A 16719-nucleotide genomic window follows, 5' to 3' on the forward strand; every position below is an offset into this window, starting at 1 on the left:
GAGCATGATGAAGGCCAGGACGGTGATCGCGAGGGCGCCGGCGGGCCACAGCAGGGCGTGCGGGGCGTTGCGGATGTAGGGCGAGGCCGCGGAGATGTCGATGCCCCAGGAGACGCTCGGCGGCTTCAGGCCGACGCCGAGGTAGGACAGGGTCGCCTCGAGCGCGATGTAGGTGCCGAGCGCGATGGTGGCGACGACGATCACGGGGGCCACGGCGTTGGGCGCGATGTGCCGGAGCAGGATGCGGGTGTTGGAGGCGCCGAGGGCGCGGGCGGCCTGGACGTAGTCGTGCTGCTTGGCGGTGATGACGGAGCCGCGCGCGATGCGGGAGATCTGCGGCCAGCCCAGCAGCACGATGAACCCGACGACCGGCCAGACCGTGTTGCTGGTGACGACGGACAGCAGGACGAGGCCGCCGAGGACGACGGGGATCGCGAAGAAGACGTCGGTGATCCGGGACAGGAACCCGTCCCACGCCCCGCCGAAGAACCCGGCCAGCCCGCCCAGCACGGACCCCAGGACGGCCACCCCGAGCGTGGCGCACACGCCGACCGTGACGGACGCCCGGGCCCCGTGGACGGTGCGCGTGTAGACGTCGCAGCCCTGCCCGTCGTAGCCGAAGGGATGGCCGGGGGCCGGCCCGTCCTGGGCCTTGGCCAGGTCGCACCGCAGCGGGTTCCCGGGGGCGATGAGCGACGGCCACAGCGAGATGAGGACCAGGAAGCAGATCACCAGCGCGGAGACGACGAAGACGGGGTTGCGGCGCAGGTCGCGCCAGGCGTCGGACCACAGGCTGCGCGGCCGGCCGGCGGAGGCCGCGGTCGCCTCGCTCGCCGCGAGGTCCATCGCGCCGCCCATCCCGGTGCCGGCGACGGCGCCCTTCCTGTCGTACGGCTGCTGCTGCTCAGGCATAGCGGATCCTCGGGTCGAGCACGGCGTACAGCAGGTCCACGAGCAGGTTGGCGATCAGGAAGACCAGCACGAGGACGGTGACGAAGCCGACGACGGTCTGCGCGTTCTGGCGCAGGATGCCCTGGTAGAGCTGGTAGCCGACGCCGTGGATGTTGAAGATGCGCTCGGTCAGGATGGCGCCGCCCATCAGGGCGCCGATGTCGGTGCCGATGAAGGTGACCACGGGGATGAGCGAGTTGCGCAGCAGGTGCCGGGTGACGACCCGGCGCCTGGGCAGGCCCTTGGCGACGGCGGTGCGGACGTAGTCCGAGCGCAGGTTCTCCGCGATCGAGGTGCGGGTCAGGCGGGTGACGTAGGCGAGGGAGACGGACGCGAGGACCAGCCCGGGCACGAGCAGCTGGGTGAACGTGGCCTCCGGGGGGACCGAGGGCCGGATCCAGCCCCACCGGACGCCGAGCAGCAGCTGGAGCAGCAGGCCGGTGACGAAGATGGGGACGGAGATGACGACGAGGGTGAGGACGAGCACCGTGGTGTCGGCGGGCCGGCCGCGCCGCAGCCCGGTCACCACGCCGAGCGTGATGCCGACGACGATCTCGAAGAGGATCGCGACGATCGTCAGCCGGACGGTGACGGGGAACGCCGTCGCCATCAGGTCGGTGACCTTCTGCCCGTTGAAGGCGGTGCCGAAGTCGCCGGTGAAGACGTTGCCCATGTAGGTCGCGTACTGCTGCCAGAGGGGCTTGTCGAGGCCGAACTCCCGCTTGAGCTGGGCGGCGGTCGCCGGGTCGCAGGCCCGCTCGCCGCACAGGCCCGCGACGGGGTCGCCCATCACGTTCACCATCAGGAAGATCAGCAGCGTCGCCCCGAAGAACACCGGGACCATCTGCAGCAGCCGCCTCGCGACGTAGCGTCCCATGGCGGCTCAGCCGACCTTGATCCGGTCGTAGACGGGCACGCTGAACGGGTTGAGCGCCACGTGGGAGAGCCGGTCGGTGTAGCCGGCGCTGCCGTTCTGGTACCAGAGCGGGATGGCGGCCATGTTGTCGCGGACGACGCCCTCGGCCTGCTGGAAGAGCCGGACCGCCGTGGCGGTGTCGGTCGCGGCGTTGGCCTGGTCGACGAGCCGGTCGAACTGCTTGTTCGACCACTTGCCGTCGTTGGAGGAGGCGCCGGTGTAGTACAGCGGCTGGAGGAAGTTCTGGATGAGCGGGTAGTCCATCTGCCAGCCGGCCCGGAAGGGCCCGGGCATCCGGTGCCGCCCGATCTGGTTGCGGAAGTCCGCGAAGGTGCCGATCGGGTTCCCGACGCACGCCTGGTCGTTGCCCAGCGCGTTGTTGATGGAGTTGCACACGGCGTCCACCCACTCCTTGTGCGAGCCCGTGTCCGCGTTGTAGGTGATCCGCAGCCGGCCGCCGGGGATCCCGCCGCCCTCCTGGATGAGCTTCCTGGCCTGTCCGGGGTCGTAGTCGCAGGCGTGGCCGCACAGGCCGGCCCGGTAGCCGCCGGCGGCGCCGAGGACCGGGGAGGTCCAGTCGGTGGCGGGGGTGCGGGTGTCGCGGAACAGGGTGTGGGTGATCTGCCGGCGGTCGATGGCCATGGACAGGCCGGTGCGGACCTTGCGCGCCCCGCTGGTGTTCCACTTCCTGTCGTAGTACGGGAAGGCCAGGGTCTGGATGATGCCGGCCGGGGTGTTGAGGTAGCGGCCGTCGAGGTCGGTCCTGACGTTCTTGAGCTGGTTGGCGGGGACGTCGTCGACCAGGTCGAGGTTGCCGGCCAGGACGTCGGTGTAGGCGGTGTTGTTGTCGGTGTACACCTGGAGCGTCACGCCGTCGTTCTGCGCCTTGTCGGGACCGGGGTAGGCGGCCCACTTCCGCAGGTACATCGCGGAGCCCTTGGTGTACGAGGCGATGGCGTACGGGCCGTTGCCGACGGGCTTGTCCAGCCAGCGCGCGTGGTCGGTGAAGAACGCCCGGGGCAGCGGGGCGAAGGCGGCGTAGCCGAGGGTGTCGGGGAAGCCGGAGAACTTCTGGCCCAGCGTGATGGTGAAGGTGCGGTCGTCCACCACCTTCAGGCCGGAGAGGGTGCCGGCGCTCTGCCGGCCGCTTGCGGGATGGACCTTGTCGTAGCCGGCGATGTACCCGAAGAAGTAGGCGTTCTTCTGGTTGTTCCGGAGGCTCGCCCCGTAGTTCCAGGCGTCCACGAAGGAGCGGGCGGTCACCTTCTCGCCGTTGGAGAAGGTCCAGCCGTCCTTCAGCCGGACGGTGAAGTGCTGCGAGTCCGTGGTGTCGATGCTCCGCGCGACCATGTTCGCCGCCCGGCCGGTCCGCGGGTCGTACCGCTTCAGGCCCCGGAAGACCATGTCGAGCACCTTGCCGCCCTGCACCTCGTTCGTGTTGGCCGGTTCCAGGGGGTTCTGCGGATCGCCCCAGGAGGAACTGAGCACCGCACCGCCGGCCGCGCCGCCGCCGCTCCCGCACCCCGCCACGGCGAGCACCAGCGCCGCGACGGCGGCGGCCCACCGGGCGTGCGGGGCTGCGCGCATGGGCTACCTCCTCGTGACGGACACCGGCACCTTATATGCTGATATCACACCAAAAGGGGCACCACGCCCGTCGTGGTCCGGGCGGCGGACACGCTTCGCGACAGAATCCCGGAATCCCCCTACTGATCGGCGGATCAGCAGGCAGACTCCCGGACATGGTCGATCGTGTCTTCACCGACGTGGAACTCGCAGCGCTGTACGACCGGTTGAACCCGTGGGGCGCCGGCGACGACTTCTACCTGGACCTGGTGATGGCCGCCGGGACGGTCCTCGACGTCGGGTGCGGGACGGGCCGGCTGCTGCGCGGCGCCCGGGCGGCCGGACACCGGGGCCGCCTCACCGGCGTGGACCCGGCGGCCGCCATGCTCGTACAGGCCCGGCGCGCGGAACCGGACGTCGAATGGGTGCTCGGGGACCTCGCGACCCACCGCTGGGACGGGGCGTTCGACCTGGTCGTGATGACCGGTCACGCCTTCCAGGAACTCCTCACCGACGAGGAGGTGCGCTGCTGTCTGCGCGGGGTGCGGCGGGCGCTCGCCGACGGCGGCCGGTTCGTCTTCGAGACCCGGAACCCGGCCGCCCGGCCCTGGGAGCGCTGGACCCCGGAGCGGGTGTACGAGATCACCGACGAGGACGGCGCCCCGGTGCGCGTCTGGCACGACGCGGAGCCGGCCCCCGTCGGGGACCGGCTCACGTTCACCGAGACCTACGCCGGAGCGCGGTGGGCCGGGCCGCAGGTGTGCCGGAGCACGCTGCGGTTCCTCGGCACCGACGCCCTGGACGGCTTCCTCGGCGCGGCCGGACTGGCCGCCGCCGAGCGGTACGGGGACTGGGGGCGGGGGCCGCTGACCCCCGCCTGCCCCGAGATCATCACCGTGGCCGCGGCCCCGGCTCAGTCCTCGGAGGCGCTCTCCTCCAGCGACCTCAGCGCCGGGTCGAGCACGACGTCCTCGTCGCGCTGAGTGGTCGGGTCCTCCGGGAAGTGGCAGGCCGTCAGGTGGCCGTCCCGGTTGCCGGAGAGCTGCACCAGCGGCGGCTCCTCCGTGGCGCACTTGTCCTGCGCCTTCCAGCACCGGGTGCGGAAGCGGCAGCCGGACGGCGGGTGGATCGGCGAGGGCACGTCACCGGAGAGCCGGATCCGCTCGCGGCCCGCGTCCTCCTCCGCCGACACCTCGGGCACGGCCGAGAGCAGGGCGTGGGTGTAGGGGTGGCGGGGCCCGTTGTAGATCGACTCCCGGTCACCGACCTCGACGACCTTGCCGAGGTACATCACCGCGACGCGCTGCGAGAAGTGCCGGACGACGGCCAGGTCGTGGGCGATGAACAGGAAGGCGATGCCCAGTTCCTTCTGGACCTCCTTGAGGAGGTTCACCACCTGCGCCTGGATGGACACGTCCAGCGCCGAGACCGGCTCGTCCGCCACGATCAGCTTCGGGTTCAGCGCGAGGGCACGGGCGACGCCGATGCGCTGGCGCTGGCCGCCGGAGAACTCGTGCGGGAAGCGGTTGTAGTGCTCCGGGTTCAGGCCGACGAGCTCGAGCAGCTCGCGGACCTTCTTCTCCCGGCCGCCCTCCGGCTCGATCCCGTTGACCTCCATCGGCGACTTGATGATCGAGCCGACGGTCTGCCGCGGGTTCAGCGAGGAGTACGGGTCCTGGAAGATCATCTGGATCTCGGACCGCACCGGCGCCAGCTGGCGGCGCGAGGCGTGGGTGATGTCCTGCCCGGCGTAGGTGATCGTGCCGGCGGTCGGCTCCAGCAGCCGGGTGATGAGCCGGCCCGTGGTCGACTTGCCGCAGCCGGACTCGCCGACGAGGCCCACGCTCTCGGCGACGCCGACGGTCAGGTCGACGCCGTCGACGGCCTGCACCGCGCCGACCTTCCGCCTGATCGGGAAGCCGCCGTAGATCGGGAAGTGCTTGGTCAGACCCTTGACCTCGAGGAGGTTTTCCGCCGAGGTGCCGGTGGTGCCCTGGGGTGCGGGGAGGGTGAGGTTCTCGCTCATGTCTCGGTTCTCCCTAGCGCAGCCGGGGCTGGATCTTGTCGATGAAGATGGTCTGCTTCTGCTCCGGCGTCAGGTGGCACGCCGTGGAGCGTCCCTCGCCCAGCGGCGGCCGAACGTCCGTGCACAGGGTGCCCGGCACCTCGTCCCGGAAGGCGCACCGCGGGTGGAAGGGGCAGCCGGAGGGCGGGTTGAGCAGCGAGGGCGGGCTGCCCGGGATCGGGGTCAGCTGCTGGTCGATGTCGCTGTCCAGGCGCGGCATCGAGCTCAGCAGGCCCCAGGTGTAGGGGTGCCGCGGGTCGTGCAGCACCTCGCGGACGCTGCCGCGCTCCACGGCCCGGCCCGCGTACATCACCAGCAGGTCGTCGGCCATGTGGGAGATGACGCCGAGGTCGTGCGTGATGAAGATGATCGCGGAGCCGAACTCCTGCTGCAGGTCCTTGAGCAGGTCCAGGATCTGCGCCTGCACGGTCACGTCGAGCGCGGTGGTCGGCTCGTCGGCGATGAGCAGGTCGGGGTCGCACATCAGCGCCATGGCGATCATCGCGCGCTGGCGCATACCGCCGGAGAACTGGTGCGGGTAGTCGTCGAAGCGGACCTTGGGCTGCGGGATGCCGACCTTCTCCAGCATCTGGATCGCCCGGTCCCTGGCCTCCTTCTTGGAGGCGCCGCGGTGCTTCATGTACGGCTCGGACAGCTGCCGGCCCACCGTGTAGAACGGCGACAGGGCGGTCAGCGGGTCCTGGAAGATCATCGCCATCTTGTTGCCGCGGAGCTGCTCCAGCTCCCGCTCGGTGGCGGTGACGAGTTCCTTGCCGTCGAGGACGATCTCGCCGTCGACGGTCGAGGAGCGGGGGTTGTGCAGGCCCAGGATCGTCAGGTTGGTGACGGACTTCCCGGAGCCGGACTCGCCGACGATACCCAGGGTCTTGCCGCGCTCGACGTCGAAGGAGAGGCCGTCGACCGCCTTGACGATGCCGTCCTCGGTGGAGAACTGCACCTTGAGATCGCGCACCGAGAGGAAGCTCTCCGGACCGGTCGGGGCCGGGGCGTCCTCGGTCTTGGTCAGTGTGGTCACGGTGGTTCGTTCTTCCTAGGAGAGCCGGACGCGCGGGTCGATCCAGGCGTACGCGATGTCGGTGAGGATGTTGAAGATCAGGATGAAGAAGGCACCGAACAGCATGACGCCCATGGTCATGGGCAGGTCCTTGTGGATCGCGCCGTCCACGGCCAGCCGGCCGATGCCCTGCAGGGAGAACGTCAGCTCGGTGACGACGGCACCGCCGAGCATACTGCTGAGGTCGATACCGAGGACGGTGACGATCGGGATGAGCGCGCCGCGCCAGGCGTAGCGGTAGAAGACGTACTTGCGCGACATGCCCTTCGCCCGGGCGGTGCGCACGTGCTCCTCGGCGAGCTGCTCGATCATCGAGGAGCGCGCCATACGGGTGTACTGCGCGGTGAAGATGGAGGCCATCACCAGCGTGGGCAGCAGCATGCCGGTGAACCAGCCCCACGGGTCCTGGGTGATCGGCGTGTACTGCGGGTTGTCCATCCAGCCCGTGCTGTAGACGAAGATCCACAGGACGATCGGGCCGAGGAAGTAGATCTGGAACGAGCTGAGCACCATCGAGGTGCCGGTGGCGAACTTGTCGAGCATCGATCCGCGCTTGTAGGCGGAGATCATGCCCGCGCCCACACCGACCACGAGGAAGACGACCGCACCGCCGGCGGTGAGCGTCAGCGTCGTCGGGAAGCGGTCCATGATCGTGTTCCAGACCATGTCGCCGGAGTAGAACGACTGGCCGAGGCACGGGGCACTGCAGTGGCCGGTCGGGAAGTCCCGGCCCATGAAGATGCCGGACATGAAGTCCCAGAACTGCTGGGCGATCGGCAGGTTGAGACCCAGGGCCTGGCGGATGTCCTCCAGTCGCTGAGGAGAGCAGTCCTTGCCGCAGGCCAGGGAGGCGTAATCGGAGGGCGCGGCGACGAACAGGAAGAAGGTCGCGGCGCCGATGAGGAACAGGGTGACCAGGGCACCGACCGTGCGCCGGAGGATGAACTGAAGCATGGCGGGAGGGCTGCTCTCTGCGACAGACGAGTGGGAGGTTTCACGGAGGTGCGGGGACGCGCTCCGCCTGGTGCGCGTCCCCGCGTTCAGCCGTAGAGAGTTACGACTTCTTCAGGTACAGGTGGTTGATGTCGAGGAGGCTCGAGACCGACCCGTAGCGGGTGCCGCCCACGTTGGACCCGGACAGCTGGAACTGCTTGGTGTACCACAGCGGGGCGCCGGGGACGACCTTCTCGAGCAGGTAGTGCTCGGCTTCCTTCCAGGTCTTCGCGGCGTCCTCGGGCTTCTGGTTCAGCGCCTTCTTGATGAGGGCGTCGACCTTCGCGTCCTTGACGTGCGCGTAGTTCGGCGCACCGTCGGCGACCTGGTCACCGTCGTAGATCGGGGTGACGACCGTCGACGGGGACGGCCAGTCCTGGCCCCAGCCCGTGATGTACATGTCGTACGGGTTGTTGAGCTTGCCGATCTGCTCGTAGAAGCTCGCGGAGTCGACCTCCTTCGAGACCACGTTGAAGCCGACCTTGCTCAGCGCGTCCTCGATGGCGACCTTGCGCTTCTGGCCGTTCTCGCTGTTCGGGTAGGCGAAGACGACCTTCTTCTCGGCCGCCGGCACGCCCTTCAGGAGCTCCTGGGCCTTGGCGATGTTGCCCTGCGGCGTCTTCAGACGGCCGTAGGGGTCGTACTTCGGCTCGTAGCCCGGCAGCGTCGGCGCGAAGTAGTTCGGCGCCACGTCACCGCCGTAGACACCGCCCTCACCGGCGATGAGCGACTTGGAGTTGACGGCGTAGGTGATCGCCTGGCGGACCTTCAGGTCCTTCACGCGGTCCATGTTGAACGTCAGCTGCATCACGTAGGGCTGGTAGCCCTTGACCGTGCGCTTGCTGACGGCCGGGTTCTTGATGACGTCCTGGATCTGCGTGGCCTCGACGCCGCCGGTGAGCTGGATGGCGTTCTTGTCGTTGCCGCGGTCGGCGATCAGACGCTTGGTCTGGGTCGACTCGGTGACGCCGAAGTCGAAGTTGAAGCCGTCCACGTACTGGTGGCGCACGGAGTCCGTCTTCGGGTCCCAGTTGCTGTTCTTGGTGAGCACCAGGGACTTGCCGAGCTTGTACGAGGCGATCTTGTACGGGCCGGTGGCGACCGGGGCCGTGTCGTACTTCGCCTTCGTGTCGTCCTTCGCCGGGACGATGGCGTAGCCGGCCATGGCCAGCGTCTGCGGCAGGTCGGTGCGCGGCTGGTCGAAGTGGAAGACGACCGTCTTGTCGTCCGGGGTGTCCAGGACCGACTTCGGCAGGTGCTTGCCGTCGAAACCGCCGCCCGGCAGCGCCTTGCGGTACTGGGCGCCGCTCAGCCAGGTCTGCAGGTAGGTCGGGCCGTCGAAGATGAACTTCGCGTACTGGCGCTCGACGGTGTGGCGGACGTCGGCGGACGTGATGGCGTTGCCCTTGGCGTCCTTGATGCCGTCCTTGAGGGTGAACGTCCAGGTCTTGCCGCCGTCCGACATCTTGCCGGAGTCGGTCGCGAGGTCACCCACGACCGAGACGTTGCCCTTGTCGTCCTCCTGGAACTGGGTCAGGCGACGGAAGAGCAGGTTGGCGACCTGGCCGGCGTCGGAGACGTAGGTCTGGCCCGGGTCCAGGTGCGAGAGGCCCGCCTCCTGGTAGACCGTTATGGTGCCGCCGCTCTGGGCACCGGCGATCTCCGGGGCGGGACCGGTGGAGCCGGCAGCGTCGGCGTAGGTGACCGCCTTCGACTGGACCGACGCCTGCTGCTGGTCCTTCTTGGCGTTGTCCCCGGTGTTGGTGCCCTTGTTCTCGGAGCACCCGGTGAGCGCGAGGGAGCCGGCCGCGATGGCGACGACGATGGCCTGCGCTCTGCGCGAGCTGAACGACTTCATGAGGCGAATGCACCTACCTGTCGGTTGTTATCCATGAGTACTGCCTGACGCGGCTGGTAGGCCGACTCGGGGGCGGCAGTCACCCCCCACCAGTGGACGATCTATCGCCCGGACTTGGGGTCGAAGGCGTCCCGCACCGAGTCTCCGAGGAGGTTGAAGGCGAGGACGAAGATCACCAACGCGATGCCCGGGAAGAAGATGAACGCCGGGTCCTGCTCGGTGTACTTGGCACCGTTGGCGAACAGCTTGCCCCAGTCCGGGGTCGGTTCGACGAAGCCGACGCCGGCGAACGAGAGGAAGGCAATGGTGAGGATGGTGCTGGGCAACTGGTACGTGAACTGCACCAGGATGGGCGTCACCACGTTCGGCAGGATCTCCTTGCGGACGATCCGCCCGGGCGAGGCCCCGGAGACCTTGGCGGCCTCCACGAACTCACGCTCGCGCAGGGTCAGCACGGTCGACCGGATCAGGCGGGCCATGCCCATCCAGCCGAGCACCCAGAGCACGATCAGCATCGCCACCGCACGGAAGTACGTGGGCGTCTCCTCCCGCGGGTCCACGAAGAACGCGGTCACCACGGGCATGAAGGCGATGAAGAACAGCTGCTGCGGGAAGGCGAGGAAGAAGTCGGTGACGCGGCCGATCCAGTAGTCGGTCCTGCCGCCGAAGTAGCCGCCGATCAGACCCAGGACGATGCCCGTGCCCATCATCAGGACGGTGACGCCCAGCGCCATGTACAGCGAGGTGCGCATGCCGTACACGAGCATCGCGAACACGTCGCGGCCGTACTGCGGCTCGACGCCGAACCAGTGCGATCCGGACAGACCGCCGAAGTACCCCAGGGGGAGGCCGAAGTCGTCGAGGACGGGCTTGTCCTGGTAGGTGGGGTCCTGGCCGTACAGGGTGTAGGGGTCGGTCCCGCTGATCTTCGTCAGCAGCGGCGCGGCGAGCGCCACCACGAAGTACAAAATAACTATCCAGGCGCAGATGACACCGGTACGGTCACGCTTGAAGCGCTGCCACATCAACTGGCCGGGAGAGCGACCCTCGAGCTTCTTCTCGGCCTGGACGGGCTCGGTCTTCGGCTCGAGGTCGGGCTCCAAGGCAACCGTCGGCCCGGAGCCTTCAGCCTTGGCTGGACTGGTCATGTGAGTTCTTCCCCCGGGGGGTTGGAGAGCTGAGCGCAGCGCAGATACCGGAGAGTTCTGCGGTTTGGGGGAACTTTCGCCAATGTGTTCAACGCGCGTCAAGGGCGGAAGACATAGGGATCTCCCTACCGTCATTATTTTGAGCAAAAATTGCAAAGATCGACACCTGTGCGCGCTTGACACGACCAACGACAACCCGGCGAATCGGACAGAGCGTTACATTTTTCCGTTTACATGTCCGAAACGTGGCGCGCGACGCTCCGGTATCCGAACAGTCGATCCATCTCCGGTACACCGAACGCACGGTCAGCCCATGGATACCCCCGCGCACGGCCGGCATGCCGGCCCCCGCGGAGGCACACCGAAGGCCCGGTCCTCCCCCTCTCGGAGAAGGACCGGGCCGTACGGGAGCGTCAGCCGTGCTTGGCGCGGCTCGCGGCGCGGGCGCGCTCGCGGGCGTCCAGGTTCACCTTGCGGATGCGAACCGCCTCCGGGGTCACCTCGACGCACTCGTCGTCGCGGCAGAACTCCAGCGACTGCTCCAGCGACAGCTTGCGCGGCGGCACGATCGACTCCGCCACGTCGGCCGTGGAGGACCGCATGTTGGTGAGCTTCTTCTCCTTGGTGATGTTGACGTCCATGTCGTCGGAGCGGGAGTTCTCACCGACGATCATGCCCTCGTACACCTCGGTGCCCGGCTCCACGAAGAGCACGCCGCGCTCCTGGAGGTTCGTCATCGCGAAGGCGGTGACGGCGCCGGCACGGTCCGCGACCAGCGAGCCGTTGTTGCGGGTCTGCAGCGGCCCGAACCAGGGCTCGAAGCCCTCGTGGATGGAGTGGCCGATGCCCGTGCCGCGGGTCTGGGTCAGGAACTCCGTCCGGAATCCGATCAGACCGCGCGAGGGCACGACGAACTCCATGCGGACCCAGCCCGAGCCGTGGTTGGACATGTTGTCCATGCGGCCCTTGCGGACGCCCATGAGCTGCGTGACGGCGCCCATGTGCTCCTCGGGCACGTCGACCGTCATGCGCTCGACCGGCTCGTAGACCTTGCCGTCGACGTCCTTGGTGACCACCTGCGGCTTGCCGACGGTCAGCTCGTAGCCCTCCCGGCGCATGGTCTCCACCAGGATGGCGAGGGCCAGCTCACCGCGGCCCTGGACCTCCCAGGCGTCCGGGCGGTCGGTGTCGAGGACGCGCAGGGAGACGTTGCCGACCAGTTCGCGGTCGAGGCGGTCCTTGACCTGGCGGGCGGTGACCTTGCGGTCCTTGACGGCCGCCTTCGCGTCCGCGCCCTTGCCGGTGCCGCCGCGGCCGACCAGCGGCGAGGTGTTGGTGCCGATGGTCATCGAGATCGCGGGCTCGTCGACCGTGATCAGCGGGAGCGGGATGGGGTTCTCGGTGTCCGCGAGGGTCTCGCCGATCATGATGTCCGGGATGCCGGCGACGGCGCAGATGTCGCCCGGGCCCGCCTTCTCGGCCGGCTTGCGGGTGAGCGCCTCGGTCATCATCAGCTCGGAGATGCGGACGTTCTGCACCGACCCGTCGCGCTTGATCCACGCGACCGTCTGGCCCTTGCGCAGCTCGCCCTGCTCGACGCGGAGCAGCGCGATGCGGCCGAGGAAGTTGTCGGCGTCCAGGTTGGTGACGTGCGCCTGGAGCGGGGCGTCCTCGTCGTAGGTCGGCGCCGGGATGTGCTCCAGGATGGTGGAGAAGAACGGCTCCAGGCTGGTCGAGTCGCTCGGGACCGTGCCGTCCTGCGGCTTGGTCAGCGAGGCGACGCCGTCCCGGCCGCAGGCGTAGACGATCGGGAACTCGATCTGCTCCTCGTCCGCGTCCAGGTCCAGGAAGAGGTCGTAGGTCTCGTTGACGACCTCGTCGATCCGGGAGTCCGGGCGGTCCGTCTTGTTGATGCACAGGATGACGGGCAGGCGCTGCTGGAGGGCCTTGCGCAGCACGAAGCGGGTCTGCGGCAGCGGGCCCTCGGAGGCGTCCACCAGCAGCACGACGCCGTCGACCATCGACAGACCGCGCTCGACCTCGCCGCCGAAGTCGGCGTGGCCCGGGGTGTCGATGATGTTGATCGTGATCGGGTCCCCGCCGTCCTTGGGGTGGTACTTCACCGCCGTGTTCTTGGCGAGGATCGTGATGCCCTTCTCACGCTCCAGGTCGTTCGAGTCCATCATGCGGTCGTCGACGGAGTCGAGCTGGTGGGCGGCGAACGCGCCGGCCTGCTTCAGCATGCCGTCGACGATGGTGGTCTTGCCGTGGTCGACGTGGGCGACGATGGCGACGTTGCGGATGTCGTGGCGCGTGGCCATGTTGTGGCGTACTCCCGGAGTTGAGAAAGGCCCTGCTGCGTACGTCCGTGTGACGCGGGCCTGCCGGGCTTGACACGCCACGGCCTCACCCCATGGTACGGGGCCGCCGCCCCTGGGGCTCGCCGGGCCGACCGTCGGTCACTTGGCCTCGGGTGCGGGGGCCGGGACCTTCGCCCCCTTCCTCAGGAAGCCCATGTCCTCGTAGACGGGTGTCTGGAACCCGAACGCACCGGCGTTGACCAGGGTCTTTCGCACCCCGACCAGCTGGGGCCGCTGGTAGAGCGGGAGGGAGGCCGCCGCGGCCCAGATGCGGGAGTCGGCCTTGCGGATGAGCGAGCGCTCCTCGTCCTCGTCCAGCGTGGCCGCGGCCTGGTCGAAGAGCTGGTCCACCTGGTCGGTGCCGACCCGGGTGAAGTTCTGCTCGACGTTCACCGAGCCGTCGGCGGCCGGTACCGGCTTGGCGTAGATCGGGCGGGCGTCGGTCGCGGGGAAGGCGGAGGACGGCCAGGAGTACAGGGCGAGGTCGTAGTCGCCGGCGGCGATGTGGTCCTTGAAGTAGCTCTCGTCGGAGACCTTCGTGATCACCGTGCCGATGCCGACCTTCTGCAGCATCGCCGCGATCCGCTCGGCGACGGTGTTCAGCGTGTCGGAGCCGGGTCCGGAGGGGAGCACGAAGCGGAGGGTGAGCGCCTTGCCATCCTTGGCGAGCGGCCTGCTGACGACGCCGGCCGGGGCCGCGGTGCCCTGCGGGGCGTACGCACCCGGCGCGCCGCCCTGCCCCCGGTGCTTCTCGCCCTTCTCGTCCTTCTCGCCCTTCTCGGGCCGCTCCTCGGAGGAGGCGGAGGCCGAGTCGTGGTACCTGCCCTTGTCGTCCTCGCCGACGATGTACGCGCCGTCGTCGCCGCCGTCGGACTTCTTCTCGCCCTTGTCGCCCTTGTCGCCCTTCCGGTTCTGGGAGCCGGCCGCCTTCTCGCCCTTCCTCTCCTCCTTCACCGGGCCCCCGGCCACCCAGCCGGCGTCGGCGAGCAGGGCCTCGGCCTGCCCGGTGTCCTGGTCGCCCAGCGCGCCGCTGCCGTCGGCGTAGGCGGCCTGGCCGGACAGCGCGAGGTGGCTGCCGACCGGCACCGCGGGCAGGCCCAGGGGGGTCAGCACGGCCTTGGCCAGCTCCTCGCGGTCGAGGGAGCGGGCGACGGCCCGGCGGACCCGCTCGTCGGCGAGGGGCCCCTGGGAGCCGTTGAGGGCGAGCTGGGTGTAGGCGGGCTCCAGCGACCGGCGGACCTCGACCGCCTGCAGTTCCTGCTGCTCCTTGAGGTAGCGGCTGATCGCCTTGCCCAGCTTCTTGCGGTCGCCCTTCACCTCGTCGGCGCCGAGGCCGTGCGCGAGCGCCCAGGAGCGCAGCTTCCTGGCGGAGGTCTTCCCGCCGCCCCGCAACGGGCTGCCCATGCCCTGCCGGCTCCCTGCGAGGCCGATGCGCCCGGCGTCGGAGACGTCGATGTCGGCCAGGTCCACGGTGCCGTCGGCGAGCGCGGAGACGCGCTGGTCGCGGGTCACGGCGTGCAGCACGATCTGGTCGAGCTTGGCGGGGCTGCCCCACCAGCGCGGGTTGCGGGTGAGGACGACGTCCTTCTTGGCGGTGTCGACCTTCTCCACCTTGAAGGGGCCCGCGCTGATCTGCAGCTTGCGGCGGGCGCCGTCGTTGAAGGCGTCCGGGGTGCCCATGACGCTCTTCGGGTACAGCGGGGAGAAGAGCGAGCGCCAGTCGGCGTAGGGACGGGAGAAGGTGACCCGGACCTGGAGGTCGTTCGCGCCGCGCTCGATCTTCTCGATGCGGTCGTAGCCTGCGTTGCGGGCGGTCCAGTAGGCGCTGTCCCGGCCGGACAGGGCGCGCCACTGGGCGACGAAGTCGGCGGCGCCGATCTCCCGGCCGTCGCTCCAGACGGCCTGCTGGTTCAGCTTGTACAGCACGACCTGGCGCGGCTCGGTCGCGATGACCTTGGCGGATTCCAGATAGGCCGGGTTGGCCACCGGCGTGCCGTTCGCGTCGAGGCGGAACATCGACGGCAGCACCGCCTGGGCGACCCGGGTGGTGCCCGCGTCGGCGTCGGCCTGGAAGGTGTTCAGGGTCTCCGGTACGGCGTCCACGGCCCACTTCAGGGTGCCGCCCGAGGCGACCTTGTCGCGGGTCACCGCGGCGATGTCCTGCCCGGCCAGCGGCTTGCTCGGTTTCTCGTCGGAGCCGCACCCGGCGAGCAGGGGCACCACGAGGGCGCCGGCCGTGAGGAAGGGGGCCGAGCGCAGGACCGCGCGCAGGCCGACGCCGTCGTAGGACATCTCTGCTACCTCCGGGAAGCCGCGGGCGTTACGCTCACTTTGTTCGATATGTGTAGCTGATCACTTTTGGCGGTATAAGGAGCTGATCAGATCTATGCACCCACTGAAGAGGAAAGGATCCGGCTACAGCGGGCGACACGGCGGCGACGGAACGTAAGGCCACCCGAGTGGCGCAACGCAACCCCGATGTGCATCCGCACGCCTCAGCCAATCGGTGCACATCTCTTCCCAGCACCAGGTGTGAGGCGCAACACTCCAAGGCGCCTGAACGTAGCCGCCCAGGACCCGCGGGACCCGTGGAAGTGAGGGCAAGTCATGTCCGTACACGACGACCTGACATCGTCACAGCGCTGCCTCGACGACCTCTACCGGTCGCTGGGGCGCCTGGAGAAGCAGCTCGGCAGCGGTGGCCTGGAGATGCGCCGGGTCCGGATGGACGCCGACCATCTGCGCGAGAGCCTGGCGCTGCTGCGCGAGGCGGCCAGCGGCCCGGCCGCCGCCGCCCGGCCCGAACTCGTCACCATCTCCGACACCCCGTACGACATCAGCCTGTGGACGGACTCGGACGACGAGGGACTGGGCGCACGCGACCGGCACGCACCCTGACCGCGGCCGGCCCGCACCCGTCCCCCGAACCGACCGGAGTCCCGCCTTGGCCACTGGTACGGAGCCACAACGAGACAGCGGCGGCGTACGCGCCGGTACGCGCGCCGCGATCACCGCACCGCATCTGCGGACCGACCGCTGGTGGCTGGCGCCCGCCGTCACCGCGGCCGGTCTGTTCGCCTTCGTCGTCTACTCGACCTGGCGGGCGTTCGCCGACGCGCACTACTACGCGGCGCCGTACGTCTCGCCGTTCTACTCGCCCTGCCTGGCGGAGAACTGCCGGACGATGCGCGCCGGCCCGAACGCCGACCTGTTCGGCGGCTGGTGGGGCATCTCCCCCGCGATCATCATCCTGATCTTCCCGCTCGGCTTCCGCCTGACCTGCTACTACTACCGCAAGGCGTACTACCGCAGCTTCTGGGCCTCCCCGCCCGCCTGCGCGGTCGCCGAGCCGCACCGCGGGTACACCGGCGAGACCCGCTTCCCGCTCATCCTGCAGAACGTCCACCGGTACTTCTTCTACGCCGCGATCCTGGTCGCCGGCGTGCTGACCTACGACACCGTGCTGTCCTTCCGGGACACGCACTACCGCTGGGGCCACATGGGTCTCGGCACCCTCGTCTTCCTGGTCAACATCGTGCTGATCTGGGCGTACACCATCTCCTGCCACTCCTGCCGGCACATCGTCGGCGGCAAGCTCAAGCACTTCTCCCGGCATCCCGTGCGCTACCGGGCGTGGCAGTTCGTGGGGCGGCTGAACGCCCGGCACATGCAGCTCGCCTGGGCGTCCCTGCTGAGCGTGGCGCTCGCCGACTTCTACGTCTACCTGGTCGCGTCCGGCGTCTTCGCCGATCCCCGTTTCTTCTAGAGACCCCAGTGAGGAACTGAA

Annotated in this window: 13 protein-coding genes; 3 read left to right on the plus strand and 10 right to left on the minus strand. The window is 69.1% G+C overall.

Annotation, left to right across the window (positions count from 1 at the left end; translation table 11 throughout):
- From AQJ66_RS21170 to AQJ66_RS21180, 3 genes are all read right to left on the minus strand, one after another.
- Nucleotides 1-912: ABC transporter permease (locus AQJ66_RS21170; RefSeq protein ID WP_061924502.1), on the minus strand; the 912-nt coding region annotated here is incomplete at its 3' end.
- The gene (locus AQJ66_RS21175; RefSeq protein WP_061924505.1) at nt 905-1828 is read right to left on the minus strand and encodes an ABC transporter permease; all 924 of its coding nucleotides are present in this window, start codon (nt 1826-1828) and stop codon (nt 905-907) included. The genes AQJ66_RS21170 and AQJ66_RS21175, both read right to left, overlap by 8 nt.
- A gap of 6 nt (nt 1829-1834) precedes the next feature.
- Entirely contained in the window at nt 1835-3454 is a 1620-nt protein-coding gene (locus AQJ66_RS21180) for a peptide ABC transporter substrate-binding protein (RefSeq protein ID WP_061924508.1), read from the minus strand.
- A 155-nt stretch (nt 3455-3609) separates the two neighbouring features.
- On the opposite strand from AQJ66_RS21180, the gene AQJ66_RS21185 reads away from it, so the two are divergent.
- Nucleotides 3610-4416 carry a class I SAM-dependent methyltransferase gene (locus tag AQJ66_RS21185; RefSeq protein WP_079060321.1) on the plus strand — a complete coding sequence of 269 codons (807 nt, stop codon included), beginning with the start codon at nt 3610-3612 and terminating at the stop codon, nt 4414-4416.
- Here AQJ66_RS21185 and AQJ66_RS21190 read toward each other — a convergent pair.
- From AQJ66_RS21190 to AQJ66_RS21220, 7 genes are all read right to left on the minus strand, one after another.
- Entirely contained in the window at nt 4347-5459 is a 1113-nt protein-coding gene (locus AQJ66_RS21190; RefSeq protein ID WP_061924511.1) for an ABC transporter ATP-binding protein, read from the minus strand. The genes AQJ66_RS21185 and AQJ66_RS21190 overlap by 70 nt on opposite strands.
- Nucleotides 5460-5472: 13 nt before the next feature.
- Nucleotides 5473-6534 (minus strand): ABC transporter ATP-binding protein, encoded by a 1062-nt coding sequence (locus AQJ66_RS21195; RefSeq protein ID WP_061924514.1) that lies wholly within the window; start codon nt 6532-6534, stop codon nt 5473-5475.
- 15 nt (nt 6535-6549) lie between these two features.
- On the minus strand, nt 6550-7527 hold the full coding sequence (locus tag AQJ66_RS21200; protein WP_061924516.1) for an ABC transporter permease: 978 nt from the start codon (nt 7525-7527) through the stop codon (nt 6550-6552).
- 100 nt (nt 7528-7627) lie between these two features.
- Nucleotides 7628-9424 (minus strand): ABC transporter substrate-binding protein, encoded by a 1797-nt coding sequence (locus AQJ66_RS21205; protein ID WP_061924520.1) that lies wholly within the window; start codon nt 9422-9424, stop codon nt 7628-7630.
- Nucleotides 9425-9525: 101 nt separating this feature from the next.
- Complete coding sequence (locus AQJ66_RS21210; RefSeq protein ID WP_061924522.1) at nt 9526-10572, minus strand: ABC transporter permease; 1047 nt, start codon at nt 10570-10572, stop codon at nt 9526-9528.
- 413 nt (nt 10573-10985) lie between these two features.
- A complete protein-coding gene (gene typA / locus AQJ66_RS21215) occupies nt 10986-12893 on the minus strand; it encodes a translational GTPase TypA (RefSeq protein WP_061924524.1) in 1908 nt (635 codons plus the stop codon).
- Between the two features lie 138 nt (nt 12894-13031).
- On the minus strand, nt 13032-15224 hold the full coding sequence (locus AQJ66_RS21220; RefSeq protein ID WP_061924527.1) for an ABC transporter family substrate-binding protein: 2193 nt from the start codon (nt 15222-15224) through the stop codon (nt 13032-13034).
- A gap of 315 nt (nt 15225-15539) precedes the next feature.
- Between AQJ66_RS21220 and AQJ66_RS21225 the strand changes: the two genes are divergently transcribed.
- The gene (locus tag AQJ66_RS21225) at nt 15540-15830 is read left to right on the plus strand and encodes a hypothetical protein (protein ID WP_061924530.1); all 291 of its coding nucleotides are present in this window, start codon (nt 15540-15542) and stop codon (nt 15828-15830) included.
- Between the two features lie 46 nt (nt 15831-15876).
- Entirely contained in the window at nt 15877-16698 is an 822-nt protein-coding gene (locus AQJ66_RS21230) for a hypothetical protein (protein WP_061924532.1), read from the plus strand.
- The last annotated feature ends 21 nt before the right edge of the window (nt 16699-16719 follow it).

This window comes from Streptomyces bungoensis, from assembly GCF_001514215.1.
GTDB classification, from domain to species: domain Bacteria; phylum Actinomycetota; class Actinomycetes; order Streptomycetales; family Streptomycetaceae; genus Streptomyces; species Streptomyces bungoensis.

Excerpts from the sequence above, each read along its gene's own strand:
- AQJ66_RS21220 (WP_061924527.1), bottom strand. The coding sequence starts at position 15,224 with ATGTCCTACGACGGCGTCGGCCTGCGCGCGGTCCTGCGCTCGGCCCCC.
- AQJ66_RS21210 (WP_061924522.1), bottom strand. The coding sequence starts at position 10,572 with ATGACCAGTCCAGCCAAGGCTGAAGGCTCCGGGCCGACGGTTGCCTTG.
- AQJ66_RS21190 (WP_061924511.1), bottom strand. The coding sequence starts at position 5,459 with ATGAGCGAGAACCTCACCCTCCCCGCACCCCAGGGCACCACCGGCACC.
- AQJ66_RS21225 (WP_061924530.1), top strand. The coding sequence starts at position 15,540 with ATGTCCGTACACGACGACCTGACATCGTCACAGCGCTGCCTCGACGAC.
- AQJ66_RS21200 (WP_061924516.1), bottom strand. The coding sequence starts at position 7,527 with ATGCTTCAGTTCATCCTCCGGCGCACGGTCGGTGCCCTGGTCACCCTG.
- AQJ66_RS21205 (WP_061924520.1), bottom strand. The coding sequence starts at position 9,424 with ATGAAGTCGTTCAGCTCGCGCAGAGCGCAGGCCATCGTCGTCGCCATC.
- AQJ66_RS21185 (WP_079060321.1), top strand. The coding sequence starts at position 3,610 with ATGGTCGATCGTGTCTTCACCGACGTGGAACTCGCAGCGCTGTACGAC.
- AQJ66_RS21180 (WP_061924508.1), bottom strand. The coding sequence starts at position 3,454 with ATGCGCGCAGCCCCGCACGCCCGGTGGGCCGCCGCCGTCGCGGCGCTG.
- typA (WP_061924524.1), bottom strand. The coding sequence starts at position 12,893 with ATGGCCACGCGCCACGACATCCGCAACGTCGCCATCGTCGCCCACGTC.
- AQJ66_RS21175 (WP_061924505.1), bottom strand. The coding sequence starts at position 1,828 with ATGGGACGCTACGTCGCGAGGCGGCTGCTGCAGATGGTCCCGGTGTTC.